Here is a 22,335-nt window from a genome sequence, read left to right on the forward strand (position 1 = left end):
TGGCGATGAAAAATGGCATTCTGGCCCTGATTTTGGGCACCCTGACCTTCGCCGCGCTGGCGGACGACAACCGTGACGAGCTGGTGAAACGGGGCGAGTATCTGGCGCGGGCCGGTGACTGTGTTGCCTGTCACACCGCGAAAGACGGCGCGGCGTTTGCTGGCGGCCTGCCGATGGCTACGCCGATTGGCACCATCTATTCCACCAACATCACGCCCGATCCGGCAACCGGCATTGGCGACTACAGCTACGACGACTTCCAGAAGGCGGTTCGTCATGGCGTGGCGAAAAATGGCGATACGCTCTATCCGGCGATGCCGTTTCCCTCTTACGCGGTGGTCAGCGATGAGGACATGAAGGCGCTTTATGCTTACTTCATGCACGGCGTGGCGGCGGTGAAGCAACCGAATAAAGAGAGCGACATTCCGTGGCCGCTGTCGATGCGCTGGCCGCTGGCGATCTGGCGTACGGTGTTTGCTCCCGAGGTGAAGGCGTTCCAGCCTGCCGCACAGGAAGATCCGGTGCTGGCGCGCGGCCGCTACCTGGTGGAAGGTCTGGGCCACTGTGGCGCCTGCCACACGCCGCGCAGCGTCACCATGCAGGAGAAGGCGCTGACCAACCAGGAAGGCAGTGACTATCTGGCTGGCAGCAGCGCGCCGATTGATGGCTGGACCGCCAGCAACCTGCGCGGCGATAACCGCGATGGGCTGGGCCGCTGGAGTGAAGACGATCTGCGGCAGTTCCTGCGCTATGGCCGCAACGATCAGACCGCCGCATTTGGTGGCATGACCGAGGTGGTTGAGCACAGTCTGCAGCATCTGAGCGACGCCGATATCACCGCCATTGCGCGTTATCTGAAGTCGCTCGGCGCGAAAGATCCGCATCAGACGGTGTTCAGCGTCGATGACGCCACCGCCAAAGCGTTGTGGAAAGGTGACGACAGTGCGACCGGCGCAGCCACCTATGTCGACAGCTGTGCCGCCTGCCATAAAACCGACGGCAGTGGCTATCAGCGCTTCTTCCCGGCGCTGCGTGGCAACCCGGTGGTGCAGGCCGATGATCCGACCTCGCTGATCCATATCGTGCTGGTGGGCGGACAGTTGCCTGGCGTACAGGGCGCGCCGTCGACCATCACCATGCCGGCGTTTGGCTGGCGTCTGAACGATCAGCAGGTTGCCGATGTGGTCAACTTCGTGCGTAACAGCTGGGGCAACAAGGCGTCTGAACCGGTCAGCGCGAAGCAGGTCGCTGCGCTGCGTAAAGATGAGAAAGATCGGCTGGGCAGCGCCGATATCCGGGTGCTGGAAGGTCAGTAATCTGCCATAAAGCGGGCCGGTCCCCTGGCGGTGCCGGCCGCTTCTTTTCTGCTAAATATTCTCCAGATCGATGCCGCGGGTTTTCGGCCCGTAAAAGCCCACCGACAGCATCACGATCACCATGCTCAGGACGATAAAGGCGATCACGCCTGGCGTACCGGCGTACTGCAAAATTACCCCGATCAGAATACTGCTGAATACCGTAGAGAGACGGCTGAACGAATAGCAGAAGCCCACGGCGCGGGCGCGAATATGGGTCGGGAAAATCTCGGTCTGATAGGCGTGATAGCTGAAGGTCAGCCAGGCGTTAGACCAGGTGATCAGGAAACCACAGGCGATCAACAACAGCGGATTGGTCTGGAAGGCGAACAGCGTACCGAACACCACGGTCATCAGCGACGACAGAACGATCTGCCATTTATTCTCCAGCTTATCCGCGTAGCGGCTACAGATCAGCGAACCAAGCGGGTAGGCCAGGGTGATAAAAAAGGCATACAGCAAACTGTGGGTCACCGTGGTGCCGCTGCCCGACAGCAGCGCAGGCAGCCAGTTACCGAAACCAAAAAAGCCGATCGCCTGGAAGAAGTTCATTACCACCAGCATCAGGGTGCGCTGGCGCCAGGCCGGTGACCAGATCTCCCGGAAACTGCCCCGTTTTGGCAACTGTGCAGCGGCGTCATCGGGGGGAAAGGGTGCGCCAGGCGTCAGGCCGCAGCGTTGTTCCATGGTGGATAACACCTGATGTGCCTGCTGATGACGGCCCTGCTGCGCCAGCCAGCGCGCCGATTCGGGCAGGTTCTTACGGATAAACCAGATCACCAGCGAACAGACGGCACCGGCGATTACCACCCAGCGCCAGCCTTCAAGGTTCAGCAGCGTTTGTGGCACCAGCCACCACGACATCAGGGCCACGCTGGGCACCGACAGAAACTGCACAAAAAAGGAGAAGGCGAACGCCCGGCTGCGGAGGTGGCTGGGAACCCACTCCGACAGATAGGTATCGATAGTCACCAGTTCGACCCCGAGGCCAATACCGACCAGCAGGCGAAACAGGATAATCATCTCCGCGCTCTGCTGAAACGCCATCAGCAGTGAAAACAGGCCGTACCACAGCAGCGCGCACATAAAGGTCAGACGGCGGCCAAACCGGTCGGCATAAGGGGCCAGCAGGCTGGCACCAATAAACAGACCAAGAAAGGTGGCGGAAGCAAACGCCGCCTGATCGGAAAACCCGAACACGCCAGCGCCGCCGGTGTGAAACAGTCCGGCCGCCAGCAGGCCGGAGCTGATATAGCCGGTTTCAAACAGATCGTAGAGTTCGAAAAAGCCGCCCAGCGCCAGCAGCGTGATAAACCGCCATAATCCGGCGGAGGAGGGCAGCGCATCAATGCGGCCGGCTAAGCTGGAACGGGCAGCCGCTGCGGTGGCAATCGGCGTAATCCCGGTGGTACAGGTGGTTGTCATGTCAGGCTAAACCTCGGGCAGTGTTTGCAGGTGTCGCAGGGCTGATGCTTATTAAAATAGTTAACCCTTAGCACGCGAAGAAATAGCAGAATAATCAATTCGCCTGCGGTTGCCGAGAGGGATGATGGTGAGTTTTTAGCAACGTACGTTGCACTTTTCGCCGTCCGTGGCGTTGTGCCTTACGGCAGATGCGGCCAGACGCCCGGACCGATCGGCAGTCCCAGCCAGTACCACACCACCAGCAGCGCTATCCAGCTGATAAAAAACACCAGCGGGTAGGGAAAGATCAACACGTAATAGGTGCCGAGCTGCGCATCTTTCTGGTATCGCTGCAAAAAGGCGAGAAACAGCGGCAGGAACGGCGACATCGGCGCCAGCGGCAGCACCGCTGAATCAGCAATACGGAAAATCATCTGCGCAAAGGCGGGATGAAAGCCGAGCAGCATAAACATCGGCACAAATACCGGGGCCAGAATTGACCAGATCGCCGAGCCGCTGGCGATAAACATACAGAGAAACGCCGACAGGAACATCAGTCCGAGAAACGCCGGCGCGCCGCTGATACCCGCGCTTTCCAGCACATCTGTCAGGCCAATCGCCATAAACTTGCCCATGTTGCTCCAGTTAAAGAACGCCACGAACTGCGACAGCGGAAACACCATCACGATAAAGCCCGCCATCCCTTTCATCGGATCAACCAGCAGCTGCGGAATATCGTCCGGGCGGCGGATCTGGCGGGTGACCACGCCGTAGGCAATCGCCACCACAAAGAAGAACAGGATGATGATCGGTACGATACCCTGAATAAACGGCGAGGGAATGATGGCCCCGCTGGTGGGATTACGCAGCGGGGCATTCTCCGGCACCACCAGCAGTGCCATCAGGGCGATAAACAGCAGCGCAGCAATCCCGGCGGCCCGCAGGCCACGGTTCTCCAGCGGCGTGAGCGGGGCCAGCCTTTCACCGTTGCCCTGCCACTGTGGCAGGCGCGGCTCGACAAATTTATCGGTCAGCAGCGCCCCGACAAAGGTCAGGACAATCACCGAGGTCGCCATAAAAAACCAGTTATCGATGACGCTGACGTGCACCGTATCGCTGACCGCTTTGGCCGCTTCGGTACTGATGCCGGAGAGCAGCACGTCAGTGGTGACGATCAGCAGATTGGCAGTAAAACCCGACGCCACCCCAGCAATCGCCGCCAGCAGTCCCGCTACCGGATGACGGCCGACTGCCAGGAAGATCAGCGCACCGAGCGGCGGCATCACCACCAGCGCCGCATCCGACGAGATATGGCTGAAGAAGGCAATAAACAGCACCATGTAACTGGCGTAGCGACGGCTGACGCGCGACGCCATCTTCACCATCAGCGACTGCAACAGGCCGACTTTTTCCGCCAGACCTGCTCCAATCACCAGCGCCAGAATCGATCCCAGCGGAGTAAAGCTGCTGAAGTTCTTGATGATATTCGGCAGGATCCACTGAATACCGGCGACGCTCAGCAGGTTATTTACCCGCACCATTTCGCCGTTGCTGGGATTTTTTACCGCCAGATCCAGCGCACTGATAATGGCGGTGGCCACCATCAGCACCACAATCAAATAGACAAACAGTAAAAACGGATTGGGGACTTTATTTCCCACCCGCTCAACCCAGCTAAAAAGTCGTCCAGGGCTGCGGTTCTCTGATGTTGCTTCCATAGTTTCTGGTCTCGTCTTGTGTCCCGTCATCCACGGCAGCGCGCGCGATACCGGACGTTGAGTAAGGCGTCCGGCAATACATTCACCTGCGGCACGGCGGAATCAGAGAAGGTGTTTGCAATAATATTTTTTATAGCGGTCCGCGCCGGTGACGCGGCCGTTGGCTCATTCGGCCAGTTTTGTTGGTGTGATCCCGGCAGGGATCGGGCAGTGATAAGGTTGTGTGGCGCGGACCCGGTTGAACTCGGCCTGACAGCGGGCCAGCGCCGCCGGATCCTGCAACAGCGTGACGACGGTGGCGGCCATCACTTTGCCCGCCAGCAGCATCCCCTTGTGCCCAATGCTGGTGCGACCCTGCGCCACCAGCTGCCAGGTATGCAGCGGCGTACCGAAGGTGAAGCAGGGCGCAAAGCACTGTGCGGTCGGTGTCACCCAGCTGACATCCCCGACATCAGTCGAGCCATACAGCAGTTCACGGGTCACTGCATAGGGCGCTACCTGATCCATAAACAGCTTGTCACCCAGTTGCTCAACCCAGGCCTGGCCTGCTTCTCCGCCGGTACGGGCTGCGTTGAGCCGCGCATTGCGCAGATCGTCAGCGGTCAGGGTGGCGCGTATCTCTGCTGCGAACGCCCGCTCCTCATCGCTGTAAGCGGGCAGACCAAACTGATGCAAATAACGCTCCATCACCGCTTCCAGCGCGCGATTAGGCACATAGTCGGAGCAGGCTTTATCAAAACGCACCGTCAGAGTGGTGTCGGTCATCAGCGCGGCCCCGCGGGCGACGTTGATTACCCGCTGATAGATATCCTGCGCCTGCTGCAGTTCCGGCGCGCGGATCAGGTAGAGCACTTCCGCGTCGGCCTGCACCACGTTCGGCGAGACGCCGCCGCTGTTGGTGACCGCATAGTGCAGCCGCGCTTCCTGCACGATGTGCTCGCGCAGAAAGTTGGCGCCGGTGTTCATCAGGGTGACCGCATCCAGCGCGCTGCGACCGAGGTGCGGTGAGTTAGCAGCGTGCGCCGCCACCCCTTTGAAGCTGAACGCCGCCTGGATATTGGCGAGGGTGCGCAGGTTAAACATCCCGCTGAAGCCTTCGGGATGCCAGGTCACCGCAGCATCGACATCATCAAACAGCCCTTCACGCACCATAAAGGTTTTGCCGGAGCCGCCTTCTTCGCCGGGACAGCCGTAAAACCGTACCGTTCCGCCAGTGGCATGCTGCTGCATCCAGGCTTTTACCGCGCTGGCCGCCGCCACGCCAGCGGTGCCGAGCAGGTTATGGCCGCAGCCGTGGCCGTTGCCGTTGGCCTCCAGCGGTTGCGGTCGGGCGCATCCGGCCTGCTGGCTCAGACCCGCCAGCGCATCAAACTCCCCGAGGATGGCGATCACCGGTTTACCGCTGCCGAAGCTGGCGATAAAGGCGGTATCAAGGCCGCCGACGCCGCGCGCCACGGTGAAGCCCTCATCTGCCAGCGCATCGGCCAGCAGGGCGGACGAGCGGGTTTCGGCAAAGCGGGTTTCCGGTGTGTCCCAGATGGCATCGCTGAGGGCGCTGAAGCGTGCCTGATGGCGGTCGATATAATCAGCAATGAAGGCTTCCATCATCGGCCACCGCCAAACTGCGCCTGATTCAGCGCCAGGGTTGCCAGCAGGGTGATCGCCACGGGCATCACCTGCTCATCAAAGTCGAACTTCGCGTTGTGGTGTCCCGCCGCCAGATCGCAGCCGAAAATGGCGTACGAGGCCTGACCGCCGTGCTGCTTGACCCGCTCCATCATGTAGGTGGCATCTTCCGAACCGGCCGCCTGGGCTTTGCGATCGACCACCGAATCGAAAATCCCGAGCGCATCTGCCTGCTGGTGGATGAAGTCCACCCACGGCTGGGTCGGCGTGGAGCTGCGGGCAGCCCCCATCAGCTGCACCTGATGTTCAACGCCATACATCGCCGCCGCGCCGGCAATGACCCGCAGCGCCTGCTGGTAAATGTCATCGTTAACCTGATTGGTAATGCCGCGGGTTTCGACTTTCAGCAGCGCACAGTCAGGTACCACGTTACGACCGGTACCGGCCTGCAATACGCCAACGTTAACCCGGGCCACCCCGCCGCTGTGCTGGGTAAGACCGTGCAGCGCCAGCGTGGCCTGGGCCGCCGCCAGCAGGGCATTGCGACCCTCTTCCGGGCGGCCACCGGCATGCGCGCCGACGCCGGTAAAATTGACGTCGAGCTTGGTGGTGGCGAGGAAGCTGTCGCTGCCGCACACCAGTTCACCCGCCGGCACGCCGGTGCCGAGGTGAATGGCAGTAAACAGATCCACATCATCCACCACGCCTGCCGCCACCATCGCTTTGGCGCCGCGCACACCCTCTTCGGCCGGCTGGAAAATTAATTTAATCGTGCCGCTCAGCTGATCTTTCATCGCCATTAATATCGACGCCAGGCCGAGGCCGATGGTGGTGTGACCGTCATGACCGCAGGCGTGCATCATGCCGGGATTGCAGGAGGCGAAGCCTTCACGCTGTGGCAGGTGATCTGCGGCCTGGCTCTCGTTGAGATCGAGTGCGTCCATATCTACCCGAAAGCCGATAACCGGACCGGGACGGCCGGTATCCAGCGTCGCCACGATGCCGCAAAATCCGCCGGAGAAGTGGCTAATCCACTGCGGTAAAGCCCCCTGTTGCAGCGCCCGGGTTTCCTGCTGCTTCAACACGTCTTCGCTGGGTAAGCCCATGCGCGCGTCGGCATCGATCACCTCACGGCCCAGTTGCAGTTGATAACCCAGCTTGTGCAGTTCGTCGGCCACCCGGGTGGCGGTGCGGAATTCGACCCAGCCAGATTCGGCATAATGGTGGAACTCCCGTCGCCAGCTTTTTAACTGCGCCAGCCGGGCACTGATATGGTCGGAAAGAGTATTCATCGGCACGATCCTTACTGTTGGTTTTTTACGCACTGTCTCGAATCTACACAATGGTAATAACCGGCATAAGATGCGAATATCTTGTGACTGATAAACAACGGTTATCACAAAATCTATGTCTGCCAACCTCAAGCTTCACCAGCTGCGCGCCTTTGTCGATGTGGCGCGTCAGGGCAGTATCCGCGCGGCGAGCCGTCTTTCCGGGCTTTCTCAGCCAGCATTAACCAAAGCGATCCAGGAGCTGGAGCGTGAACTTGGCGCGCGGCTGTTTATCCGCCGTCAGCAGGGCGTGGTCTTAACCGATATCGGTGATAACTTTTTTCGTCATGCCAGTCTGGTACTGGCCGAGCTGCGGGTGGCGCAGGAGGATATTCAGCAGCGGCTGGGGCTGGGTGGCGGTCAGGTGAACATTGGCGTTGGCGGCAGCGTGGCACGCACCATCATGCCGCAGGTGATTAATCAGTTTCATCGCGAATACCCGCTGGTGAAGGTGCGCATCGTTGAAGGGCAACTGGTGTCGATGGTGCATGAACTGCGGCAGGGCGCGCTCGATTTCACCATCAATACTTACGATCAAAGCCACCTCGATCAGGAGCTGATGTATGAGCGAATGATGGAGCGTGAGTACAAAGTGGTGGTGCGTAAGGGTCATCCGCTGGAAAAAGCCCGGTCGCTGGCGGCGTTGCAGCAGGCTGACTGGACCATGCCGACGCCCAAAGGCAGCTACTACCGCCTGTTGCACGATCTGTTCGACGAACGCGGCATGGCACCGAAAATCGTGGTGACCTGCGAGACCTTTATGGCCTGTACCAGCCTGGTGGCGCAAAGCGATTTCATCAGTATTTTATCGGTGGATGTGATCGACGATCCGATTCTCGGCCGGTCACTGGTGGCACTGACGCTGGATGAGCCGCTGCCCAAAGCGGTCTTCTATCTGATTCAGCGTAAGGACACCGCGCTGACCCCGATGAGCAGTTATATGGCGCAGTTATTTCGCCGTTATTGCCAGCGCTGACCGGCAGCGTTCTTTCATCGTCTACACTTGGTGTATTCGCGTAAACGTGAGTCCAACCCACAATCGGAGGTGACGATGCAAGTCTGTCCATATCTGTTTCTCTATGGTCGCTGTGAAGAGGCAATTGAGTTTTACCTGCAGGCCACAGGCGGGAAACTGCTGGAGAAAATGACCTTTGGCGACATGCCAGAGCAGGGCGAGCAGGTAGGCGATCAATCTGCGCCGCCACAGCCGCCGGAAAAAATCATGCACGCACATCTGCGCATCGGTCAGGGAGAGTTGATGCTGAGCGACGGAAACACGCAGAAGCCGCCTGCGTCCGATCATGCCGGTTACGCGGTCAGCCTCGCCACTACTGACGCGGAACAGGGTAAAGCCTGGTTTGAGAAACTGTCAGTGGGCGGTAACGTGACGACCCCGTGGCAGGAGACGTTCTGGTCGAATGGCTTTGCGATGTTTATTGATAAGTTCGGCATTCCATGGCGCATCAACGTGGTGAAACCGCAGGAATAATGGTGTGGTTTAGCCGATCGGCGCCGGCAACAGCGGCGCCGTTTTCAGCTCACAGTCACAACGGCCAGCTTTGCAGCCAGCCGCGTGCTCATCAGAAGTTGTAACCCGCCACCAGGTAGTAACCCCAGCCGGTCGATTTCACTTCAAACGGACCGTTGCCGAAGTTCAGCTCCTGCCCATCCGCCCACTGACCGCCATTGTGGAAGTAACGCGCCACGGCAGAGAAGTGCCAGTGATCGTAACCCAGTGACAGAATGTGGCTGGAGGCGATGGAGTTGCTGGTGCGCGACGACCCGCCTTTCTCGTTGAGATCGGAGCCCCAGTCAAAGTTGGTGAAGCCCACATAGCCAAGATTACCGCCCCACAGCGTGGTGATCGGCACGAAATATTTCACCTTGAAGCGATAGCCATCCCAGCTGTTTTCATTCGCGGCGCCGTAGTTTTCCCACTGGTATTTGGCATAGACGTTCAGTGACAGGCCGACATCGCTGTGGGTATCGATATCGGTACCCAGGCCCATATACCAGGTGTTCTGGCGGTTATCGCTGTTGCGGCCCATGTCGTAGATATAGTTGTTGGCGAAGTACCACTCTTTGAACGGACCAAACGCCAGACTGGTGCCGGTCAGTTTGTCGATTGAGAAGCGCGGTTCAATCTCCATAAACATCGGGGAACCGTGGTCAAAAATCCCGTTGGCGTTGCTGTTACCTACGCCGAAGAAGTTGGTCAGATCGAGATAACCGTAAAAATCGAACCAGTCTTTTTTGGCAAACGCTTCATATTCCAGATAAACGTCGTTGTTGAACTGTGGTCCAAAGCGCGTGTGGTAGCTGCCCACCACGTTTACGCTCTGATGCCACCAGTCGGACAGGTATTGCGGATCGCTATCAGCGGCTTGCGCAACACCTGTCCAGGAACATGCCAGCACGGCACCTGCTATCAACGTTTTGAATTTCATTATCATTAACCACATGCTTTTGACCGCTGCACAGCAGGCGCAGTCAGAGAGAAGTCGATCCCTGGGTGGGGAGTGAGTTAGTCAGGACAAAACAGCCGGTTTTCAGCTCGCGTAGCGTGCCTGCAACACAGCGATAGAAAATAGATTTTGCTCACGTTTGTCAAAAAGTGTTGCATTACAATTCAGTGAAAATGTGACGTGCTTCACAATAATGGCGATGATCGAACGGAACCAGGCAACCGTTTACGTTGTCTGGTTCGTGATCAAATGGGCGGGATCAGGGAAAAGTGACGCGGACCTGCAAACCACAAATAGCACCCTGTGGCGTCAGACAATTGGAGAGGGCGACCTGAATCTGATGCTTCTGCGCGACGCTGCGCACAATCGATAAGCCGAGGCCGCTGCCCTGCGCTTTAACGTCAGGCGAACGGGTGAAACGGTCAAAGGCGCGTTCAATAAACGCCTCCGGCATTCCCGGTCCGTTATCGACGATATCGACCACCGTCCGGTCCGCGACCCGATGCAGCAGAACATCCACCAGGCTCCCCTCCGGGGTGTGCAACATGGCGTTACCAATCAGGTTATCAAACAGGCTGCGCAGCTCAGATCGGCTGGCCTGCAGACGATACTGGGTCGAGCCATTAAAGCCGATATCAATGCCGCGTTTATCCGCTACCACCATTAGCTGCTCGATGCTCTCTTTCAGCAGATCTTCCAGTTCAATCTGCTCAATGCTGGCGACCACGCTTTGATCTTCCTGACGAGACACATTCAGCAACTGGGTCACCAGATGGCGGGTGCGCGTCACGCCTGCTTCGAGCTGACTGAACTGCCGGCTGGCCTCGCCAGGCTGAATATGCTGCCGCAGGTTCTCCAGCTGCAACGTGACAGCGGTGACCGGCGTACGCAGTTCGTGGGCGGCATCTTCCAGGAACTGCCGCTGGGATGACCAGGCTTCACGCAGCTTGTTCAGCAACGAGTTATACGCGGCGACCAGCGGCAGGATCTCATCCGGCAGCCCTTCGGGTGAGACATTGTGCGGATGATGCGTCTCCTGCGCTGCAATCTGCCGCGAGGCGACCTGCAGATCGCGAGTGATCTTGCGGACCACCAGCCAGATCACCAGCAGCGACAGCGGCATCATCAGGATCAACGGAATGATCGCCGACAGCGCCCGTTTTACCATCAGCGCTTTCATGTAGCTGAGGTTGTGCATCACCTGAATAGTCTTGATCTCACTGCCAGGCTGGCCCGGACGGGTGTAGATACGCCACTCACAGTCATCACAGTGTCCTACGTCGACATCACGATAACCGCGCTGAGTTTGCAGCGGCGCGTGCAGTTCCGGCCACGAGCTGGCGCGCAGTCGGCCCTGGCTATCCCACAGCTGAACCACAAAGGCGCTTTTCGCTTTGTCAGGCGTAATCATCGGTGACAGCGCCGGCATCTGTTTGTTGGTAGACCAGGCATCAGCGATTTTTGACAGCTGATCGTCCTTCATGGTGCCTACCATGTCGCCGTAGCAGCTGAAGAAATACCAGGTGACGCCGCCGATCATCAGCAGATGAATAATCAGCAGCGTACTGAGTAATTTATTGCGCAATGAGCGCATAAAGGGGAACGATTTCATATCGCCGGCACCCGCCAGCCCAGCCCGCGGACGTTACGAATCGCGTCGTTATCCAGTTTGCGCCGCATCCCGTGGATCAGCACATCGACCGCGTTGCTGCTCACTTCGTCGCCCCAGCCGTAAATGCGATTCTCCAGCTGCTCGCGAGAAAGAATGGCACCCGGACGCTCCAGCAAAGCATACAGCAGGGCGTATTCACGTGCGGTCAGCTGCTCGCGCTGGCCCTTATAGAGCACTTCGCGCGTCATCATATCCAGCTGTACGTCGCCACTGCCGAGAAGCGAGTCAGCCGCACCGTGGCGACGTCGGGTAATCGCCCGCATCCGGGCCAGCACTTCCTGTAAATCGAACGGTTTAAGCAGGTAATCGTCAGCACCGCTGTCGAGCCCCTGCACCCGCTGCGCCACAGTATCGCGCGCCGTCAGAATCAGTACCGGCGTGGAATCGCCGCGCCCGCGCGCCCGGCGCAGCACCTGCAATCCATCATCACGCGGCAAGCCGAGATCCAGCAACACGCAGCTGTAGCCGCCTTCGCTCCAGGCGTTATGGGCATAAACGCCATCGCGTACCCAATCCACCGACCAGCCCGCGCCCTCTAAAGCCTGCTGCAGGTTCGCGCCGATCATTTCATCATCTTCAACCAATAACACGCGCATGGCTGATCTCCTCTGGAAAGATGGGAGCAGTTTAAGCCCGGATAGTTAGCACAGAATTATCCGCCGTCATACTTCGCGCCACAGCGGCGTTGGCTGCATTTACTCACCTCAGTCACTGACTGATGTCAGCTCCTGGGGATTCGCGCATTTGCCGCCTTGCTGTAGCACGAATTATTTTGGCGGAAACCGTCTTCGTACTTCGCGCTACAGCGGCGTTGGCTGCACTTTTTCGCCCTGGTCACTGACTGATGTCAGCTCCTGGGGATTCGCGCGTTTGCCGCCTTGCTGTAGCACGAATTATTTTGGCGGAAACCGTCTTCGTACTTCGCGCTACAGCCGCGTTGGCTGCATTTACTCACCTCAGTCACTTCCGCCTTCGTACTTCGCGCTATAGCAGCGTGGCTGCATTGGTCGGCTTGCTGCAACGTGAATTACTCTGGCGCTATTTAACACAAATTTGCCTGACGGACCCGGGCGTGACTTAACGCAAATTATTTAAATTCTGGCCGCTATGGCTTAACGAATAATAGTTAAATCGACGCTGGCGTGATTTAACACAAATTATTTTACCGGAAGGCCGGTGTTACTTAACGCTTATTATTCAGGCGGGTTGCTGTTGTTACCTGGCGGATAAACGTTAACCGCAGGCCCGAATCTGGCGGTTGCTAATTCTGCGCTAATTTTCTGCTAATTAAGGGATAAATTTAACCGGGTAAAGTGGGTTCACTGCACATCAGCGTAAACCAGGAGGAACCCATGAATCAGCGCGAGTTTATTCGCAGTTTGCTGGAATGGATAGAGAACAATCTAGGACACGATCTGCATCTGGATGAGGTGGCGCGCCGCTCTGGCTATTCCCGCTGGCACCTGCAACGGCTGTTTCGCCAGCATACCGGATTTTCACTGGCTGAATATATTCGCCAGCGGCGATTAACTGAATCTGCGCTGACGTTGCTGAGCAGCAATGAAGCGATATTGCAGGTCGCCATGAACTACGGGTTCGATACCCAGCAAGCCTATACCCGCACCTTCAAAAACTATTTTATGGTGACGCCAGGCCAGTTGCGCCGCCAGCGGCGGGTGGAGCCGGATCGGTTACTGTTTCCACTGGCCATGGCCAGTTGAGGCCCGCGATGACCTTCCCGCCAGGTGAAAAGCGCGGGAAGGTCGATGCGCGTCGCGCCGCTGTCTGATTTCCCCCTTCTTTTTTGCCGATCCGTCGCCGTAAGCTGCCCCGAACATGCTAGTTTGATGCCAGAATCCTCAGGCTATCGGAGCGGTAACGCATGGAAAACAGTGCCAATTTAACCGCCATGCTGGTGTTTGCGCGGGTGGTGGAACTCCAGAGTTTCAGTGAGGCGGCGCGGGCACTCGGCTGGTCCAAATCCCATGTCAGCCGGGAAATTGCCCGACTGGAGCTGCGGCTGGGCATCCGGCTGTTGCAGCGCACCACCCGGCGGCTGGCACTGACCGAACTCGGCCAGGCTTACTATCCCTACTGCGTACGCATGCTGGCGGAAGTGCAGCGGGCCGATGCGTTTGTTCAGCAGCTGCATCAGCAACCGGCCGGTAATGTGCGGCTGCAGGCCCCGGTGACTTACGGCTGTCAGTGTGTGGTGCCGGTGCTTAATCGCTTTCTGCGTCGTCACCTGCATATCAACGTTGATCTGGATCTGACCGATCGTAATCGCGATACGCTGGACGGTCAGATCGATGTGGCGATCGTCATTCGATCCCGGCCCCCGCAGCAGGGCAATTTCCGCGTGCTAAGCGATATTGAGTGGGGCCTGTATGCGGCACCGGGTTATCTGGCGCAGCGGCCTGCCATCGAACATCCTGAGATGTTGCCGCGCCACGATCTGCTGCTGTTTCACGGGCCGGCACACACCGCCGCGCTGCCGTTCCGGCGTGACAAGCAGCGGCTGGCGCTGGATGTCCGCAGCCGTTTTCGCGCCAACAACAGCATGGCGCTGCTGAACGCGGCGCTGGCGGGCAGCGGCATCGCCTATCTGCCTTCCTATATGGCGCAGGAGGCGGTGAGCCGGGGTGATATTCAGCAGCTGCTGCCGGAATGGCAGATGGATCGGCTTCAGAGCTATCTGCTGCTGCGTGAGACGCTGCAACCCGCTTCGCCGGTCAGTTTATTATGCGATACGCTGATCGCGGCGCTGGCCAGCGCCTGATTGTTGCAATACAGCAACAATCAGCGCCACAAAGTAACTATCGCGCTACCACTGTTGTTATCTGACGCGCCTGGTTAGCCTGTATCCCTGATTAATGACGGGATATCTTTATGCAACAGTCAGCAGAAAACGCAGAATTTCAGCACTGGAAGCGCAACTTATGGGTCTGTGTGCTGGGCTCTTTCAGCACCATTGTGGCCATGACGCTGCTGCTGCCGTTTTTACCGCTCTATGTTCAGCAACTTGGCGTGCAGCAGCCAGCCGCCATCGCGCGCTGGTCGGGGCTGGCCTACGGTGCCACCTTCTTTAGTGCGGCGTTGACCGCGCCGCTGTGGGGCAGGCTGGCTGACCGCTATGGCCGTAAGCTGATGCTGATCCGCGCCAGTCTCGGTATGGCCATCGCCATGTCGCTGATCGGTATGGCAACTGCGCCCTGGCAGCTGGTGGCGCTGCGTCTGCTGGCGGGCCTGCTGGGCGGTTACGCCTCCGGCTCGACCATCCTGGTGGCGGCGCAAACCCCCAAAGGGCAGACCGGCTGGGCGCTGGGTGTATTGTCCTCCGGTATTATGGCCGGCAACGTGGTCGGGCCGCTGCTGGGCGGCGTGCTGCCGCCGCTGATCGGTATACGTCAGACCTTCTGGTTAACCGGCGCGGTTATTTTTCTCGCCTTCCTGGCGACCACCTTTCTGCTGAAAGAGCAGCCGCGTGCTGCTGCCTCGCCCGGTGAAAATCCAGCCTCAGCACCCGCGACACCGCCGGTGAACCAGCGACTGGTGCGGCTGATGTGGCTGTCAGGCATGCTGCTGATCTTCGCCAGTATGTCGATTGAACCGATTATCACCCTCTACGTCGGCGAGTTTGTGCAGGGCAACCATCAGATTACGCTGATCGCCGGACTGGCGATGTCGGCTGCCGCGCTGGGAACGGTGATCGCCGCACCGCGTCTCGGACGGCTGGCGGACCGCATTGGTCACTGGCGGGTGCTGACGGCAGGTTTATTGCTGAGTGCGCTGCTGCTGATCCCGCAGGCGTTTATTACCGCCGCCTGGCAACTGGTGCTGCTGCGTTTTCTGATGGGGATGGCGCTGGGTGGGCTGCTGCCGTGCATTACCGCCATTATCCGGCATAGCGTACCGGGATCGCAGGTCGGTCGGATGCTGGGCTATTCGACGTCGGCCCAGTATATCGGCCAGGTAACGGGCCCGCTGTTCGGCGGCCTGGTCGGGGGAACGTTTGGCATGAGGCCGGTATTTCTGGCGACCAGCGCGGTAATGCTGCTGTGCGGATGGCTCAACTGGCGCGCGATGAAAAAGTAGCGCGATCAAAAAAGGCGGACCGAAGTCCGCCTGATGTCAGTCCCTGAGGACGGGGTTATTTCTGATCTGGCAGGGCGTAGGCGATCACATAATCGCCCAGTTTGGTGCCAAACGAACCGTGACCACCGGCTGCGATGACAACGTACTGCTTGCCATTCACTTCATAGGTCATTGGCGTTGCCTGGCCACCGGCTGGCAGACGGGCTTGCCATAACAGCTCACCGGTATCGGTGCTGAAAGCACGCAGGTAGTTGTCAGCGGTCGCTCCGATAAAGAACACTTTACCGGCGGTGGTGATAGGACCACCCAGCATTGGCATACCCATTTTGAACGGCAGTGGCACTGGCGCACTGTCACGTACCGTACCAATACGCTGTTTCCACACCACGTCGTTGGTCTTCAGATCCACCGCCGAGATGTAACCCCACGCTGGCTGTTTACACGGCAGACCAAACGGTGACAGGAACGGATTCAGCTCAACACCGTACGGTACGCCGTACTGCGGCTGAATACCGGTTTCAGTACCTGAACCACCCTCAGCGCCTTTCGGCGGTTCGATCGGGTTGCCTGGACCGCGTGGTACCAGCTTCGAGACAAACGGCAGCGCCATCGGGTTAGCAATCGCGATCTGACGATGTGGATCGACAGCGATGCCGCCCCATTCGAACATACCGAGGTTACCCGGGAATACCAGCGTACCCTGCTCAGACGGCGGCGTGAACGGACCTTCATAGCGCAGGCGCTTGAAGATCACGCGGCACACCAGCTGGTCATACATCGTCGCGCCCCACATGTCCTTGTCCGTCAGATTCTGTTTCGGACGGAAGGTCAGCTCAGAGTAGGGCTGGGTAGCAGAGACGTGGTCACCTTTCGCCGCACCCTGTGGGACGGGCGTTTCAGGTGCCGGGACAACCGGTTTGCCGGTACGACGATCCAGCACAAAGATGTTACCGGTTTTCGCCGGCGCATAAATCACCGGTACGGTATTGCCATCTTTGTCGGTGATATCAGCCAGTGTCGGCTGCGACGGCAGGTCCATATCCCACAGGTCGTGGTGAACAGTCTGATAAGCCCATACCAGCTTGCCGGTGGTGGCGTTCAGCGCCAGCACGCTGCTGGCATAACGTTCCTGTTCTGGCGTGCGGTTACCGCCCCAGATATCCGGCGTAGTGACGCCCATCGGCAGATAGACCGTATCCAGTTTCGGATCGTAGACCGCCGGTGCCCATGAGTTCGGGGAATTCATGGTGAAGGTGTGCTCATCGGCCGGAATCGCGTTCGGATCTTTCGCGCCCGGATCAAATACCCACAGCAGTTTACCGGTATTCACATCAAAGCCACGGATCACGCCTGACGGCTCGCGGGTTGAGTAGTTATCGGTAACGGCGCCCGCCATCACGATGGTGGTGTTAGTAATCACCGGCGGTGACGTCGGCTCATACTGACCTGGAGTGGTCACCGGCTGTTTGTGCTGCAGATCCAGCTCGCCGTTAACGCCGAAAGACGGGCAACGTTCGCCGGTTTCCGCATCAAGAGCAAACAGACGACCATCGTTGACCGGCAGGTAGATGCGGCGTGAGCACAGCGCAGGCTGGCTGTTAGCTGCATCGGCGGCGGCCGGAACTTCATGATAAGAGACACCGCGACAGGTAACGTGCTGGAACGTCGGGTTGACCTTCATGCCTGGATCAAATTTCCACTTCTGCTTGCCGGTGGCCGCGTCCAGTGCAAACAGGATCTGGTGTGGCGAACAGAGGTAGAGCGTGTCGCGGATCTTAATCGGCGTCACTTCATCGGTGATTTCACCTGGATCGTTAGCGGTTTTTAAGTCGCCGGTCTGGAACTGCCAGGCGACCTGCAGCTCTTTAACGTTCTGGTGATTAATCTGTTTGAGCGGAGAGAAACGGGTCCCTTGCTGATCGCGAGCATAAGCTGGCCAGTCACCGTCCGGAATGTTGCTCAGCGGCTGGGCCTGCGGTGCGTTGTCAGCGGTTTCTGGCAGCGTACCGTTGATGACCTGCGGATCGTTAAACACCGCGTAAGCCAGCACGATAGCACTGGCAACCAGCGCCACGGCCATTGCACCCAGTGGGCCTTTGCCAACGTTGTGCAGGCTGCGCCAGACAAACGGCAGCACCAGCCAGACGCCAAAGATCACCAGTACATCGGTACGCGGTGCCAGCGCCCAGAAGTCAGTACCGACTTCCCAGACACCCCATGCCAGCGTAGCCAGCAGCAGCAGGGCGTAAACTACCAGCGCGGCGCTGTTACGACGCCACAGCAGGAAAGCGGTGATCAGCATCGCTGCACCGCCGACGATGTAATACCAGGAACCACCAATGGCGGCTAACCAAATACCGCCAATCAGCATAAACGCGCCCGTCAGCACTGCGAACAGCACCGTCAGGAAACGAATTACGCCAAAAGATGAGGAGTTTTTCCCCATAATATCGACCTCGTTTCGTTGCCATAAAACACACGAAAACAACCAGATAGGTTGTTCTCAGTTATCAAGTACAAATGATGAAGGGTGTTCTTAAATCACTCTTCCACTAAGTCAGACGATCCCTTTGTGTTAAATGTTATAGCAAAATTAGATCAAGTTTTGATTTTTTTAGCTCAAAGCGCTTCACAAATGAAGTAATACGACATTTTATGAGGGTTTATGAGACGTTAAGCGCACCGCCATGTGCCCTTAACGCCGGAAGGCAGGATTTGTGAATCAGCAGCTAATAAGTTCGCCATCCGAGCGTTGTTGTTGCCAGCCGCTGATATTTATCTCAGCAAATTGTTCCGCAGTTAAACAAGGCGACTGACTTCGTACGATCACTTCGGCACCTTTGGCCCGAAACGCAGCCATAAAATAAGGGAAGGTGAATTTTTGATAATTGTCGTTGAAGAACGGTTCGCTTAAAACAATACCGGAAAATGGGAACGATTCCATTAATCGCCAGTCGGCACCGGGTGGGGCAAAGTCATACAGCCAGAAACTAAATTTCTCTGCTAATTCAAGCAATGCCGCGCCATGCCTGACTAAACTGGGATAATTAATTCCGACCCGTACCCGCGCATCCTGTAAATGCAAATAGGCATCCGGCACTGCAATCATTCCCTGTAATCGAATATCCTCAACCGGAATAACCATTAATGCTGCTTCAGTGGCAATTTGATTGTGCAGTGAAATAATGTTGTGACTATTAAGTATATTGCTGCTGTCCTGGTGGTGTTGAAGATAGGGAACGCTATAGCATATGCCAGCGACGTGTCGCTCAACATGATGGATAGGTTCAGTAACATAGGGGTTATATAAACTGTTTTTCATTTATCTCTATGAAATGCAATATAAAAGGTGTCGTTGATAATTATTGATATAAAACGTCGCACTTTTCTGAATGCGTGAATAAATATAGATCAACTGCATATTCTAAATCACCCCCTTTATCCGCCGAAAAAGTAAATAAATCCGCGATGAAAGAGAAAATTATTCCTTTGGCATCTGATGATTACCTGGAATATATTCATCAGTCAGGACCAATAGGCGGGTAATTATCCGGCCCGTATCCGCCGACTGCTGCCAGGCTGAACCCTTTGGCCGCACCGGCGGCGTCGACCGGCACCGCCAGTTTCCGCATCCTGAAGCCCATCGCGCAGTCAGGCCAGGTTGACGGCACTCTCAACACCGCGCAACGACGCGGGAATCATCACTTTAAATGGAACAGAACATGGGATTTATGGCACCTGCAGCAGAAGAGTCGCTGTGGCGACACCGGACGTTTGTCGCGTTCTGGCTGGCCCGCACCTGCTCGTCGTTTGGATTTCAGATGTTTTCAGTGGCGATCAGCTGGCAGATTTACGCCCTGACCAACAGTGCGCTGGCGTTAGGCATGATCGGATTGATGCAGTTTATGCCCTCGGTGCTACTGGCATTACCTGCCGGACACCTGGCCGATCAGTACGATCGACGTCGCATCGTGCTGTTCGGCCAGCTGGTCGAGTTTGCCGCCCTGCTGGCGCTGGTGGTGCTGACGCTGTTCCATTCAGTCGATAAAACCGCCCTGTGGGGACTGGTGTTTATGATCGCCGTCGCCAAAGCGCTGGAGTGGCCCGCCATGTCCTCGATGCTGCCGTCGCTGGTGCCGCCCGGCATTCTGGCGCGCGCTATGGCGATGAATTCAGTCGGCGGACAGGCGGCGGTAATTGTCGGACCGACCCTTGGCGGCCTGCTCTACGTGGCAGGCCCGGAAGTGGTGTATGGCGTCTCCGGGCTGTTCTACTTTATCTCGCTAACGCTGGTCAGCCTGCTGCGCTATCAGCGTCCCAGTCAGCCACGGCTGCCGATGAACATGAAGAACCTGTTTGCAGGTATTCACTTCATCCGTGAGCGCAAAGATGTGCTGGGGGTGATCTCGCTTGACCTGTTTGCGGTGCTGCTGGGCGGAGCCACCGCGCTGCTGCCGATCTTTGCTAAAGATATTCTGCATACCGGCCCGTGGGGATTAGGCATGCTGCGCGGTGCACCCTCTGTGGGTGCGCTGCTGGTGGGTATCTGGCTGAGTCGTCACAAGCTGGATAAGCATGTCGGGATGATTATGTTCGGATCGGTGGCCGGGTTTGGTGTCGCTACGCTGGTGTTCGCGCTCTCCAGCCAGCTGTGGCTGTCGCTGCTGGCGCTGGCTGCGCTGGGCGGGTTTGATATGGTCAGCATGGTGATCCGCGGTGCGCTGGTGCAGCTCGATACGCCCGATGCGATGCGCGGGCGGGTCAATGCGGTTAACGCCATTTTCATCAACACTTCTAATCAACTGGGCGAATTTGAGTCGGGGCTGCTGGCGGCCTGGCTGGGTGCAGTACCGGCGGTGGCGATTGGTGGTATCGGTACGCTGGTGGTGGTGGCGCTGTGGATGAAACTGTTCCCGCATTTACGCCGGCGTCAGAAGCTGGAGAATGAGGTCGATCCGGTTTAATAACCGGCGTTGGGATTAGGTGAGGGGATTTGTGCGGCAGTGGACCACGACGCAGGCTCAGGGAACATACGCCTTGCGCAAAGACGCAAAAAACGCCATCCCTGGCAGGCTTTGCTGCAGGCGTATGTTCCCCTCGCTTTAGTTTGTTTGTGTCCAGAGCCTATCTGCGGCCCTTGAGAGTCCTGTAATAAGGCAGGAAAATCTGGAGGTAAGATGATCTTCGTAAGCGAAGTGGTAACTGGCCCGAAGGCCAGTTCAGGAAGCGACCAGTCATACTGCCATTCAAATCCCGGGGCCAGAGGGGGAAGCTGACCCGCAGGTGGGGCCATCAGGCCCCGGTTTTTCCCAGGTTGGCGTCAAATGTTAGCCAGCTTTCACGCATATCCACTACGCTGCGGGTTTTGCGGGCCTCATCGATTTTTATGGCGGTGAGGCCCGCTTCCAGCGCGTCCACCACTGAAACTTTCAGCGGTGTTCCCTGTTTAATGTGTTTCACGATCTCTTCCGCCATCAGCGCGTCAGCGCCGTAGTGGCCATCGTACGCATTGCCGCTGTAGGCGGTATCGACCTCTTTCTCGCCGCTGCGCGCATTGTGAACGCGGAAGTAGTTACGGACGAAATCGCCCTCAGCCATGCCGTCAGTGCCGATCACGCAGAAGCGACGGAACTCATCCGGCACGTTAAGGTTGGCGTGAAAGGCAAGGGTGGCGCCACCGGCATACTCAATCAGCGCGGTCTGGTAATCGACAATGTCGGCATCGCTGTTGAATACTGCGTCGGTACTGGACCAGCCGCTGGGCTTAATGTGATAGACCTCTGAGTCGGCGGTCACCGCGCCCTGTGGCGCATGGGCTGGCGTGAAGGATTTGCGGCCGCCAAAGCTGGCGACCCGCACCGGGCGCTGCTGCATTAAGCCCTGATAGAGGTCGATGTCGTGGCAGCACTTTTCCAGAATATAAGGGCCGGCATATTTTTCCAGCCGCCGCCAGTCGCGCTGGAAGAAGGCACCGTGATAAGGCTTGATATGTTCTGTGGCTTCAATTGAGGTGATCTCGCCCAGCCGACCGGCGTCACGCGCCGCCAGCAGATCGTGATAGAGCGGTGAATAGCGCAGTACCAGACCGACCAGAATGCGCGCCTCGCCATACTGACGCACCAGCTTCGCCATCTCCATGGTCTGCTGTTCGTTGATCACCACCGGTTTTTCAGTAAACACGGTGTAGCCCGCAGCCAGCGCCTGGCCGACATGCTCAAGATGCAAAAAATTGGGCGAGCCGACCAGCACCACATCCATCCCGCCGTGCTGCAGCAGGGCTTCAATCGAATCGAACGACTGGCCGGGATCGATAGCAAAACTGTGCAGATTGGGCAGTCCGGCGGGGGCCGGATCGTAATAACCTACCACGGAGAAGGCGTCGTCGGCGTTGTTGAACTCTTTGATAACGTGGGACAGACGAAAGCCGAGACCGATAATGCCTACTTTCATGTTAAACCCCTGATCCTGAAATCGGATAACGCAGAACCCGCCCAAAGCCAGGCGTGGCTGTTGATAATCTGACCATCAACTTATTACGATGGAAAAACTAATGTCAATATCGGCCTGCATGTTTTGCGAAGGTGTTTTTTGTTATCTTTATGTAAAACAAAGAAAAATAGGCTATCTTTAATTACCATATTTATTTGTTATTGCGATTTAAGTTTTTTT

17 protein-coding genes are annotated in these 22,335 nt (G+C 57.7%); 7 read left to right on the forward strand and 10 right to left on the reverse strand.

Going from position 1 to position 22,335, the window contains the following annotated elements; translation table 11 throughout:
* Positions 1–5 precede the first annotated feature (5 nt).
* On the forward strand, positions 6–1,316 hold the full coding sequence (locus tag AABB92_RS14015) for a c-type cytochrome (protein ID WP_031377436.1): 1,311 nt from the start codon (positions 6–8) through the stop codon (positions 1,314–1,316).
* Positions 1,317–1,367: 51 nt separating this feature from the next.
* On the opposite strand, the gene AABB92_RS14020 is transcribed toward AABB92_RS14015, so the two are convergent.
* The 4 genes from AABB92_RS14020 to AABB92_RS14035 all read right to left on the reverse strand — a co-directional run bounded on the left by AABB92_RS14020 (position 1,368) and on the right by AABB92_RS14035 (position 7,395).
* Positions 1,368–2,780 carry an MFS transporter gene (locus tag AABB92_RS14020; protein ID WP_031377435.1) on the reverse strand — a complete coding sequence of 471 codons (1,413 nt, stop codon included), beginning with the start codon at positions 2,778–2,780 and terminating at the stop codon, positions 1,368–1,370.
* 179 nt (positions 2,781–2,959) lie between these two features.
* A complete protein-coding gene (gene abgT / locus AABB92_RS14025; RefSeq protein WP_031377434.1) occupies positions 2,960–4,477 on the reverse strand; it encodes a p-aminobenzoyl-glutamate transporter in 1,518 nt (505 codons plus the stop codon).
* Between the two features lie 165 nt (positions 4,478–4,642).
* A complete protein-coding gene (locus tag AABB92_RS14030) occupies positions 4,643–6,085 on the reverse strand; it encodes a M20 family metallopeptidase (RefSeq protein ID WP_046288560.1) in 1,443 nt (480 codons plus the stop codon).
* Positions 6,082–7,395, reverse strand: a complete 1,314-nt coding sequence (locus AABB92_RS14035) for an amidohydrolase (RefSeq protein ID WP_031377764.1) — start codon at positions 7,393–7,395, stop codon at positions 6,082–6,084. The genes AABB92_RS14030 and AABB92_RS14035 overlap by 4 nt, the downstream gene beginning before the upstream one ends.
* Positions 7,396–7,510: 115 nt before the next feature.
* On the opposite strand from AABB92_RS14035, the gene AABB92_RS14040 reads away from it, so the two are divergent.
* A complete protein-coding gene (locus tag AABB92_RS14040; protein ID WP_031377763.1) occupies positions 7,511–8,410 on the forward strand; it encodes a LysR family transcriptional regulator in 900 nt (299 codons plus the stop codon).
* Between the two features lie 75 nt (positions 8,411–8,485).
* Complete coding sequence (gene yjdN, locus AABB92_RS14045) at positions 8,486–8,923, forward strand: VOC family metalloprotein YjdN (protein WP_031377762.1); 438 nt, start codon at positions 8,486–8,488, stop codon at positions 8,921–8,923.
* Between the two features lie 91 nt (positions 8,924–9,014).
* On the opposite strand, the gene AABB92_RS14050 is transcribed toward yjdN, so the two are convergent.
* From AABB92_RS14050 to AABB92_RS14060, 3 genes are all read right to left on the reverse strand, one after another.
* Positions 9,015–9,881, reverse strand: coding sequence for a nucleoside-specific channel-forming protein Tsx (locus tag AABB92_RS14050; RefSeq protein ID WP_031377761.1), 867 nt, complete (start codon positions 9,879–9,881; stop codon positions 9,015–9,017).
* Between the two features lie 277 nt (positions 9,882–10,158).
* On the reverse strand, positions 10,159–11,511 hold the full coding sequence (locus tag AABB92_RS14055; RefSeq protein WP_046288561.1) for a sensor histidine kinase: 1,353 nt from the start codon (positions 11,509–11,511) through the stop codon (positions 10,159–10,161).
* Positions 11,508–12,167 carry a response regulator gene (locus tag AABB92_RS14060; protein WP_046288562.1) on the reverse strand — a complete coding sequence of 220 codons (660 nt, stop codon included), beginning with the start codon at positions 12,165–12,167 and terminating at the stop codon, positions 11,508–11,510. Before AABB92_RS14060 ends, AABB92_RS14055 begins: the two co-directional genes overlap by 4 nt.
* A gap of 756 nt (positions 12,168–12,923) precedes the next feature.
* On the opposite strand from AABB92_RS14060, the gene AABB92_RS14065 reads away from it, so the two are divergent.
* The 3 genes from AABB92_RS14065 to AABB92_RS14075 all read left to right on the forward strand — a co-directional run bounded on the left by AABB92_RS14065 (position 12,924) and on the right by AABB92_RS14075 (position 15,666).
* Complete coding sequence (locus tag AABB92_RS14065; protein ID WP_031377916.1) at positions 12,924–13,292, forward strand: helix-turn-helix domain-containing protein; 369 nt, start codon at positions 12,924–12,926, stop codon at positions 13,290–13,292.
* A gap of 161 nt (positions 13,293–13,453) precedes the next feature.
* Complete coding sequence (locus AABB92_RS14070) at positions 13,454–14,350, forward strand: LysR family transcriptional regulator (RefSeq protein ID WP_031377915.1); 897 nt, start codon at positions 13,454–13,456, stop codon at positions 14,348–14,350.
* Positions 14,351–14,460: 110 nt separating this feature from the next.
* A complete protein-coding gene (locus AABB92_RS14075; protein ID WP_031377914.1) occupies positions 14,461–15,666 on the forward strand; it encodes an MFS transporter in 1,206 nt (401 codons plus the stop codon).
* 55 nt (positions 15,667–15,721) lie between these two features.
* On the opposite strand, the gene AABB92_RS14080 is transcribed toward AABB92_RS14075, so the two are convergent.
* Both AABB92_RS14080 and AABB92_RS14085 read right to left on the reverse strand, forming a co-directional pair.
* Entirely contained in the window at positions 15,722–18,112 is a 2,391-nt protein-coding gene (locus AABB92_RS14080) for a glucose/quinate/shikimate family membrane-bound PQQ-dependent dehydrogenase (RefSeq protein ID WP_046288563.1), read from the reverse strand.
* A gap of 276 nt (positions 18,113–18,388) precedes the next feature.
* Positions 18,389–18,988, reverse strand: coding sequence for a hypothetical protein (locus AABB92_RS14085; protein WP_031377913.1), 600 nt, complete (start codon positions 18,986–18,988; stop codon positions 18,389–18,391).
* A gap of 400 nt (positions 18,989–19,388) precedes the next feature.
* Between AABB92_RS14085 and AABB92_RS14090 the strand changes: the two genes are divergently transcribed.
* The gene (locus AABB92_RS14090) at positions 19,389–20,630 is read left to right on the forward strand and encodes an MFS transporter (protein ID WP_031377912.1); all 1,242 of its coding nucleotides are present in this window, start codon (positions 19,389–19,391) and stop codon (positions 20,628–20,630) included.
* 328 nt (positions 20,631–20,958) lie between these two features.
* On the opposite strand, the gene AABB92_RS14095 is transcribed toward AABB92_RS14090, so the two are convergent.
* On the reverse strand, positions 20,959–22,116 hold the full coding sequence (locus AABB92_RS14095; RefSeq protein ID WP_046288564.1) for a Gfo/Idh/MocA family protein: 1,158 nt from the start codon (positions 22,114–22,116) through the stop codon (positions 20,959–20,961).
* Between the last annotated feature and the right edge of the window lie 219 nt (positions 22,117–22,335).

It is taken from the genome of Pantoea brenneri (assembly GCF_038594305.1).
GTDB lineage: Bacteria > Pseudomonadota > Gammaproteobacteria > Enterobacterales > Enterobacteriaceae > Pantoea > Pantoea brenneri.

Bases quoted from the DNA above. Each gene is read 5' to 3' on its own strand.
- AABB92_RS14070 (WP_031377915.1), top strand. From the start codon at position 13,454: ATGGAAAACAGTGCCAATTTAACCGCCATGCTGGTGTTTGCGCGGGTG.
- AABB92_RS14065 (WP_031377916.1), top strand. From the start codon at position 12,924: ATGAATCAGCGCGAGTTTATTCGCAGTTTGCTGGAATGGATAGAGAAC.
- AABB92_RS14040 (WP_031377763.1), top strand. From the start codon at position 7,511: ATGTCTGCCAACCTCAAGCTTCACCAGCTGCGCGCCTTTGTCGATGTG.
- yjdN (WP_031377762.1), top strand. From the start codon at position 8,486: ATGCAAGTCTGTCCATATCTGTTTCTCTATGGTCGCTGTGAAGAGGCA.
- AABB92_RS14095 (WP_046288564.1), bottom strand. From the start codon at position 22,116: ATGAAAGTAGGCATTATCGGTCTCGGCTTTCGTCTGTCCCACGTTATC.
- AABB92_RS14035 (WP_031377764.1), bottom strand. From the start codon at position 7,395: ATGAATACTCTTTCCGACCATATCAGTGCCCGGCTGGCGCAGTTAAAA.
- AABB92_RS14030 (WP_046288560.1), bottom strand. From the start codon at position 6,085: ATGATGGAAGCCTTCATTGCTGATTATATCGACCGCCATCAGGCACGC.
- AABB92_RS14060 (WP_046288562.1), bottom strand. From the start codon at position 12,167: ATGCGCGTGTTATTGGTTGAAGATGATGAAATGATCGGCGCGAACCTG.
- abgT (WP_031377434.1), bottom strand. From the start codon at position 4,477: ATGGAAGCAACATCAGAGAACCGCAGCCCTGGACGACTTTTTAGCTGG.
- AABB92_RS14020 (WP_031377435.1), bottom strand. From the start codon at position 2,780: ATGACAACCACCTGTACCACCGGGATTACGCCGATTGCCACCGCAGCG.
- AABB92_RS14050 (WP_031377761.1), bottom strand. From the start codon at position 9,881: ATGAAATTCAAAACGTTGATAGCAGGTGCCGTGCTGGCATGTTCCTGG.
- AABB92_RS14055 (WP_046288561.1), bottom strand. From the start codon at position 11,511: ATGAAATCGTTCCCCTTTATGCGCTCATTGCGCAATAAATTACTCAGT.
- AABB92_RS14075 (WP_031377914.1), top strand. From the start codon at position 14,461: ATGCAACAGTCAGCAGAAAACGCAGAATTTCAGCACTGGAAGCGCAAC.
- AABB92_RS14080 (WP_046288563.1), bottom strand. From the start codon at position 18,112: ATGGGGAAAAACTCCTCATCTTTTGGCGTAATTCGTTTCCTGACGGTG.
- AABB92_RS14090 (WP_031377912.1), top strand. From the start codon at position 19,389: ATGGGATTTATGGCACCTGCAGCAGAAGAGTCGCTGTGGCGACACCGG.
- AABB92_RS14085 (WP_031377913.1), bottom strand. From the start codon at position 18,988: ATGAAAAACAGTTTATATAACCCCTATGTTACTGAACCTATCCATCAT.
- AABB92_RS14015 (WP_031377436.1), top strand. From the start codon at position 6: ATGAAAAATGGCATTCTGGCCCTGATTTTGGGCACCCTGACCTTCGCC.